Origin of the sequence: Brevibacillus porteri (assembly GCF_003013475.1) — a bacterium.
GTDB lineage: Bacteria > Bacillota > Bacilli > Brevibacillales > Brevibacillaceae > Brevibacillus > Brevibacillus porteri.
Genome location: NZ_PXZO01000065.1, coordinates 66,595 through 73,913, shown reverse-complemented (window position 1 = coordinate 73,913; position 7,319 = coordinate 66,595). Strand labels below are relative to the sequence as shown.

General features: G+C 46.6%; 8 protein-coding genes. 2 read left to right on the top strand and 6 right to left on the bottom strand.

What is annotated here, in order from left to right; translation table 11 throughout:
• Positions 1-181 precede the first annotated feature (181 nt).
• Entirely contained in the window at positions 182-1,042 is an 861-nt protein-coding gene (locus C7R92_RS28950; RefSeq protein ID WP_106836552.1) for a nucleotidyltransferase-like protein, read from the bottom strand.
• Between the two features lie 117 nt (positions 1,043-1,159).
• Here C7R92_RS28950 and C7R92_RS28945 point away from each other — a divergent pair, with 117 nt between their 5' ends.
• A complete protein-coding gene (locus tag C7R92_RS28945; protein WP_007728760.1) occupies positions 1,160-1,534 on the top strand; it encodes a YgzB family protein in 375 nt (124 codons plus the stop codon).
• Positions 1,535-1,627: 93 nt separating this feature from the next.
• On the opposite strand, the gene C7R92_RS28940 is transcribed toward C7R92_RS28945, so the two are convergent.
• The 3 genes from C7R92_RS28940 to nth all read right to left on the bottom strand — a co-directional run bounded on the left by C7R92_RS28940 (position 1,628) and on the right by nth (position 4,907).
• Positions 1,628-3,361: a glycosyl hydrolase family 18 protein gene (locus tag C7R92_RS28940; RefSeq protein ID WP_106836551.1), complete on the bottom strand. Its 1,734-nt coding sequence runs from the start codon at positions 3,359-3,361 to the stop codon at positions 1,628-1,630.
• A gap of 273 nt (positions 3,362-3,634) precedes the next feature.
• Positions 3,635-4,069: a peroxide-responsive transcriptional repressor PerR gene (gene perR, locus C7R92_RS28935; protein WP_017250178.1), complete on the bottom strand. Its 435-nt coding sequence runs from the start codon at positions 4,067-4,069 to the stop codon at positions 3,635-3,637.
• Positions 4,070-4,223: 154 nt separating this feature from the next.
• A complete protein-coding gene (gene nth, locus C7R92_RS28930; protein ID WP_017250177.1) occupies positions 4,224-4,907 on the bottom strand; it encodes an endonuclease III in 684 nt (227 codons plus the stop codon).
• A gap of 118 nt (positions 4,908-5,025) precedes the next feature.
• On the opposite strand from nth, the gene C7R92_RS28925 reads away from it, so the two are divergent.
• The gene (locus tag C7R92_RS28925) at positions 5,026-5,937 is read left to right on the top strand and encodes an SDR family oxidoreductase (RefSeq protein WP_069846625.1); all 912 of its coding nucleotides are present in this window, start codon (positions 5,026-5,028) and stop codon (positions 5,935-5,937) included.
• Positions 5,938-5,976: 39 nt separating this feature from the next.
• Here the strand turns inward: C7R92_RS28925 and C7R92_RS28920 are convergent, their stop codons facing one another.
• Complete coding sequence (locus C7R92_RS28920) at positions 5,977-6,525, bottom strand: cob(I)yrinic acid a,c-diamide adenosyltransferase (protein ID WP_106836550.1); 549 nt, start codon at positions 6,523-6,525, stop codon at positions 5,977-5,979.
• A 25-nt stretch (positions 6,526-6,550) separates the two neighbouring features.
• On the bottom strand, positions 6,551-7,312 hold the full coding sequence (locus C7R92_RS28915; RefSeq protein ID WP_106836549.1) for a class I SAM-dependent methyltransferase: 762 nt from the start codon (positions 7,310-7,312) through the stop codon (positions 6,551-6,553).
• Between the last annotated feature and the right edge of the window lie 7 nt (positions 7,313-7,319).

Below are 7,319 nucleotides of genomic sequence, written 5' to 3'. Positions count from 1 at the left end.
GTTTTCAAAGAGCATTTTTTCCTCATCGCCCAGAGGCGACTTTTTTAATTTACCACATAACCACTTGTGAAATCAAGTGTTTTTTAAAACTTTTTTCTCGGCCGCTCTGCGTTAGCGCAGCAGCAACGTTTGTTAATATAGCATGGATCACAAATAGAAGTCAACACTAATTGAAAATTTTTTATCCCATTAAAATAAAACCTGTTTCTCTGTCGCCATTTCCCCCTTCTTTGCATACGATCTCTTGGATCAACAAGCGCTGAAGCATCTTATCTATCACGAGAGGAATCTCAATCTCTGCCTCTTGAATCATCGGGTGGTTCATCAACTCTTCCAAACGCCAAGGCCCTGATTTCGTCTCCATAAGCTCAACCAGGTATCGAACAGATTCCTTTGTTCTGGATGCGATCCAAAATTCAATTGCCAGTACAAGTAGTTCAATTCGCTTCTCCAATGCTTCTGCATTAAAAGATAGCTCCTCATACAACTTATAAATAGAAGGATCTATCTGTTTGACTTGCGTCCATAATGCTGGCTGAGGATGATCTCCCGCTTCATATACAATGAGACGAGCCAAATAGTGAATCGTTTGAATGGCAGAGTGATGCGCATCCAGCATCATGCCTTGCTGCAAAAACTCTTTTGTCTCGTGAAAAAAACGAAGGATTTGGGAATACTCCTTACAGATATGTTTTTTCTGAAGAGAAGATGACAAACTAGCCAGGCGCAGCTTCATTTGTTTCATATAATGCTCTTTGTCCCAAACGATTTCTGCCCTTCGAAGCATCTCGGCAAGTCGTTCATCCAAACCACAGATGACTCCCTTCTCCAACTGCCACGTGCTGATTTGCTGCTCGATGATTACTTGTTCCTGAAAAAGCATGCGACGGATTTTACCATCAGCATGGGGCTCATTTACTACGACGAAATAAAAGATTCCCTCGCGAAAGGGGACTAGCATATCCGAATCATTCAAGACAAGCACCGCTTGCACATCCAAACGCTGCTGGAGATTTTTCAGATACGTCTGCCTTACAATCATGCCTTGTTCCTCCCTGCCCCCTGGGTTGAACTTATGGATTCTACAAGTCTTGTCCGTTTCCTGCTTGTCAACAGACAAATCCTTTGTATGCTATACTATAGGGTAGGAGGAATGATCATGAAAAATACAGAACGCCTGAGCAAGATCAAACGCATGCGCACATGGGGCAACTGGAGCATGGTAATCGGCATTTTGCTGATGTATACAGGGTACGCATTTTTTGCAGGTTATTTGGACTTTATTCCTTTACTTGGAAGCCTCTTAAAAGGCTCTTACATTTTTATGACGCTGCTTTTGATCATCGGGTTCATTCTGACAATGGGCAGTACAGTCTTGTTTATGATTTCCGGGATGGTCTCCACTTCGGCTCCACAGGTGCAATGCCCTTCATGCCAAAAAGTCACGAAGATGTTGGGTAAAGAAGACGCCTGTATGTTTTGTGGACAACCTTTACGCATTGAAGACGGACATCCTCAACAAAACCAGACATAATATGATTCCTTTCATCTATACGTAAAAAGCCACCTGCTATTTCCCGAGCATTCGGGGTGCAGGTGGCTTTCTTTCGTGAAAGCTGTCTGTCTTTTATTTCAGAGTCTCGTCAATTGCTTGCCATATCTCCGGCACCTCAAAACCACGGCGCCAAGAAGCTGCACCCGCCAAGTCGTACTTATTGACGATCTCCATACGCTTCTTCATAGAAGTTACATCTTCTATCCACATTTTATAGACGTTGCCATCCTTCGGGTCTTTGTACTCCACGTAATGTTGACCGGAAGCTTCATCCATAACTGGCGTCAGTTTGCGTTCGTTGATCCATTCCTGGGCTTTCGTCATGGAATAAGCTTTGGAGCTAACCTTCACAGTGCCATCAGCCTGCTTGGCTTCTGTCCACAAGCGTGTGTAAAAAGGTACACCCAGCAACAGTTTTTCGTTAGGGACCTCTTCCAACACTCCTTGCAAGCCTCGCTCCACCCATGGCAACGATGCGACAGAACCAGCTTTTGGACTCGCTGCCCAATGCTCATCATACGTCATCACCGCAACATAATCGACGACCTCGGCCAAAGCTTTCCGATCCAGGAACATGGACCATTGCTTAGCGTTTGACTTGATCGTCACATCTATGGAAACGGTCAGTCCTTGCTGATGGAGATACGGCGTCAGCTCCCGAACAAACTGAACGAGTTCCTCTTTCTCTTCTAAATACACGTTCTCAAAATCGATGTTGATGCCATCGAGATCGTATAGATGAGCGTAGTACAAGAGTTGGGCAATTAACTTATCTCGCTTGTCATAGCTGCTGAGCACGGACTTCGTCCAATCAGGATTAAAGCCGTTTGTAACTAAACCCCAAACCTTGTAGCCCCTCTTATGGGCCCATTTGACGTACGCAGGATCGGCTCTGTTCAACAGATTTCCATCTGCATCCTTCATTTCAAACCAAGTAGGAGAAACTACATTTACCCCTGGTAGTGCACCAATTTTTGAAACATCCGGATTTTTATTGACGACGTGCTCCCATACGAGGTTGATCTTGCCCTCAGGCTTCCAAGTAGCGTGTTGTTGTCCGGTAGCAGTCGAATGCTCCAGCTGGACTTTGCGCACATCCGTCATCTCAATACTTTTCTCTGAAATGAATCCTCCTACTCCCGAGGCGGTTAAAACGCGATACCAGTTTTCCTTTTTGCCAAGAACGTCGACAACCTCACCCGCAGACAACTCTGCTACAATCGGAGTTCGGTGAGAAGCACCAGTACGGACTGCTTGTTTTTCCTCGGCAGCGATCACTTTCGCTTGCTGGATTTCGTAGCCCTCTTTTTCGACGACCAGGACACCCGTATCTGCTTTTCGCTCAAAAGAATAAGGATACAGCTTTTCCAAAGGATCCAACGGTACATAGCGTGTGCCGTCGACCTCTTTCACCGGAACGAGTAAATCCACAGGTTTTTTGTTCAGATAGGCGACAACTTCTCCGCTCTCCATCCGAAGCACCTTATCCTTCGTCGTGACAATAACGGAATGTGTGGGCTCATCCCAAAAAATAGCTGGATCAATGTTCTCTTTAATGAAATCAAAGGGCAGCAATATTTGCTCTGATTCCACTATATACGAGGACTCTTTCCGCGAGCCTTCGTATACAATCACATTTTTATCTCCATCATACGGCTGCACATGCTCAGTTGAGGCACGGAGCACAAAAAACCAGTAAATGCTGCCGAAGATGGCCAACAAGAGAAAACTTAACAAAAACATCGTGCGAAAAACCCTTCGTTTTCTTCGTCTTGGTCGCAGAGTTCTACCCGACTCCCTGCTCATAATCTCCACCTGCTTCCCGGTACATAAGCCTGTCTTCTGACTTGGGCTGTATGATTTGACTCATTATTTCGATCATAGCGTTGGTTCATTCCATTCACAACCTTTTGTATTCTGGTAATTCACGGACAAGCTTCCTACCAAGAAGAAGACGTATGAGAAGCCAAAAGGTTACAGATATCGACAGAAAGGGTTATGTCCTCCAAAAGCAAACACCCCCTGCATCACCGGGATTATCCGATTCAAGCAGGAGGTGCTCATCCATCCAATACATTCTTAGTGGGGATTCTTTTGACAGGAATCACAAACGCCATAAACTTCCATACGATGCCCGGTTACTTTGAAGCCGATGTCTTTGGAAGCAGCTACTTCTGCATCCCGCAAATACGGAAAGTGGAAGTCTCTGATTGCACCACAGGTGGAACAGATTGCGTGATAATGATCTTCTTCCACATTGGCATCGAATCGGCTGGACGCATCCCCGTAAGTGAGCTCTGTAACCAATCCAGCATCTTTAAAGACTCGCAGATTGTTGTAAATCGTTGCAACGCTCATATTCGGGAATTTGCCTTCAAGGGCTTTATATATTTCGTCAGCCGTCGGGTGAGTCATCGTTTCCAGCAAATAGGTCAAAATTGCATGGCGCTGTGGTGTCATGCGAACCCCGGTATTCTTCAGGATTTCAACAGCTTTCTCCACACGTTGTACCATCTTGTTACACCCCACAGTCTTTCGCAAGACAAAAGAACAAGCTTCTCTAATGTCATTGATTAGAATTACTATAAATAAGTGTACGTCTAGTCGGCGAAAACTGTCAATATCCATTCATCCGATTTGAAAAGAAAGAAGTGGAAAATCAAGTTTTTCACTTTGCTTTTGCGGGCTTTTTGGTTGCGGGTTTTTTGGATTTTTTGGCTTCCGCTTGTGCAAACTTACACATGGATTGGATTGTACAGCTGCCGCACTGTGGATTGCGCGAAGAACATACACGTCTGCCGTGCCAGATTAACCAATGATGCGCATCCGTCCACTTCTCTTTTGGAATGCGTTTCATAAGCTGACGCTCCACTTCGTCCACATTGTCGCTATTCGCAAGGCCTAACCGGTTTCCGACGCGGAATACATGCGTATCCACCGCGATCGCAGGAATTCCGAATGCATTAGACAAAACGACATTTGCAGTCTTTCTCCCTACCCCTGGCAATGCTTCGAGCTCGGCATGCGTTTGTGGAACTACGCTATTGTATTTTTCGTACAAGATTCTACAGGTCTCTAAAATGTTTTTACTCTTATTCTTATACAACCCGAGACCTTTTATATGCTCTTCCATTTCTTCCTGTGTCAAATGAAGGTAATGCTCCGGCTGGTTTAGCTGCTGGAACATGGGTGCCGTAATCTCATTCACCCGTTTATCTGTACATTGGGCAGAAAGAATGGTCGCAATGAGAAGTTCAAACGGGGTTGTATAATTCAACTCACAGTGCGCATCCGGATAAAGCTGCTGCAAATTATCCAAAATGTCGGCCACAGGTACTTTGCGTTGTGCCATAAATATATCCCCCTTTTCCCTACATTATACCGCCTTGGTCAACACAGCGATCAATAGCACCGCAAGCTGCACCTGTTGTACAATTAGACTGGAAGGATTTAACGGGAGGAGGTTTTCCATGAAAGTATTCCTGACTGGTGCCACAGGGTTTGTTGGAAGGGGTATACTCGAGCGCTTGCAGGCAGAAGGATATGAGACGGTTTGCCTCACCAGGGCTGGTTCAACAGCTAAGCTTTCCTACAACGAAACTTCCAATGCGCATATAACGGAAGCAACTGGCGATCTATTTAATAAAGAATCACTGATGAGAGCGATGCAAGGCTGCGATGCTGTCATCCACCTCGTCGGAATTATTCGCGAACAACCGGGGAAAGGCATTCTCTTTTCTCGTATCCATGTAGAAGGCACAAAAAATGTACTGGAGGCCGCCAAGCAAGCTGGAATCAAGCGTTTTGTCCATATGAGTGCTCTGGGTGCACGTGAAAACGCCACGAGCGCCTATCACCGAACCAAATACGAAGCGGAGCAGCTTGTTCAAGCAAGCGGTATTCCGTACGTCATTTTCCGTCCATCAGTCATTTTTGGTCCAGGGGATGAATTCGTGAACATGCTCGCCGATCTGGTTCGGTTACCTGTCACACCGGTCATTGGCGATGGCTCCTACCCTTTGCAACCAGTTGCTCGTAAGACGGTGGCCGATGTATTCGTCCAAGCCTTGAGCAGACCCGAATCAACCAATCAAACCTACGAAACAGGTGGGCCCGAACCACTCTCCTACGGGCAAATCCTCGATACGATTGGCGAGGCCATCGGAAAGCGGAAGGTCAATAAATTTCACATTCCCCTTGCTTTCATGAAGCCTGTGGTAAATATGATGGAGAGATTCCCCTTTTTCCCGATTACCAACACGCAGCTCACCATGCTGCTAGAAGGAAACGCATGTAAGGACGGAAAGCTTCTCTACGATACTTTTCACACAGAGAAAATCGACTTTCTCCCGGGAATCACCACTTACCTGCGGACCAAATAAAAAAGGGAAGCCCCCTGCTTGATCCCAGGGGGCTTTTGCCTATTCGTGCAGCGTTTTCTCAACTGCATCTGTTTCTTTATTAATATGACGAGCCACAACGAACAGATAATCAGACAAGCGGTTGAGGTATTTGACCACGGACGGGTTTACCTGCTCCTGCTGTGCCACATGGACTGCTTTGCGCTCTGCACGTCTGACGACCGTACGCGAAACATGGAAGGCTGCCGCAGCCGGATGTCCGCCAGGCAATATAAAATTGGTGAGCGGAGGCAACTTTGCATCTAGCATGTCAATTTGCTCTTCCAGAAAAGTAACGTCCTCTTCTACAATTGGCCAGCCTACCTTTTTGCCTTCTGGCGTCGCCAGCTCAGCCCCTACATGGAACAGCTTTGTCTGAATGACATGGAAGACATCCTGCAATTCCTTCCATTCTTCTGTCGCAGGCAACAGAGCCAGTGCCAATCCAATCTGCGAGTTGGCTTCATCGCACGTACCGTATGCCTCTACACGGTCCGCAAACTTAGGCACGCGGACACCTGCAACCAGTGACGTCTCGCCCTTATCCCCTGACTTAGTATAAATCTTCATTACGTATCCCCTCCACAGGTTCCATTTACAAAGCTTCTGCGACAAGAATCAACTCTGAGCTATTCGCATCAAAAGGTGTCTTTGCAAAAGAACCGTATCGTTGTGTGACCTTCAAGCCGTTTAAACGAAGCAGATGATGGAGCTCCGCGGGGAAAATATAGCGGAGAGTAAATCGGCCCCTCACCCGTTCCGTTATAACTCCCTGTGCATCTGTACGCTCGTATATGCGTGTCACTTCGGACAGTTGCTGAAAATGGTCATAACGAGTGTAATCCCACATCGCAACCTCTTCCCCCGACGGGAGTGGATACGTGCCACGCAAGGACATTTTTTCATTTTCCTCGTAAAAATGATGAATCTTGGGGACAAACACGTTCATGATGAACTTCCCGCCTGGAGCCAGATGCTTGCGAATGCACGTCAATGCCTTCATTTGCTCTTGAACATGCAACAGGTGCAAAAACGATCGAAAAGGAATCATAATCAGCGAAAATGACGCCTGCAGATCAAAGGTGCGCATATCCCCCTGCAATAGCTTCAAGCCGGATGTTACACCTTGTTCCTCTGCTTTTACCTGAGCCCTTGCCAGCATATCCTGGGATAGGTCAATTCCGGTAACGTCGATGCCAGCCTGCGCCATCGGAATGCTGATTCTTCCGGTGCCGCAAGCGAGATCTAGCACGTTTCCCCCTGCCAGCTTGGCTTGTTCTAGATAGAACTCAACATCACCTGGAACACCGCGTTGAGTGAGATCATAGTAGTCAGCCCATTGATACATATTGCTCATCTGGCCC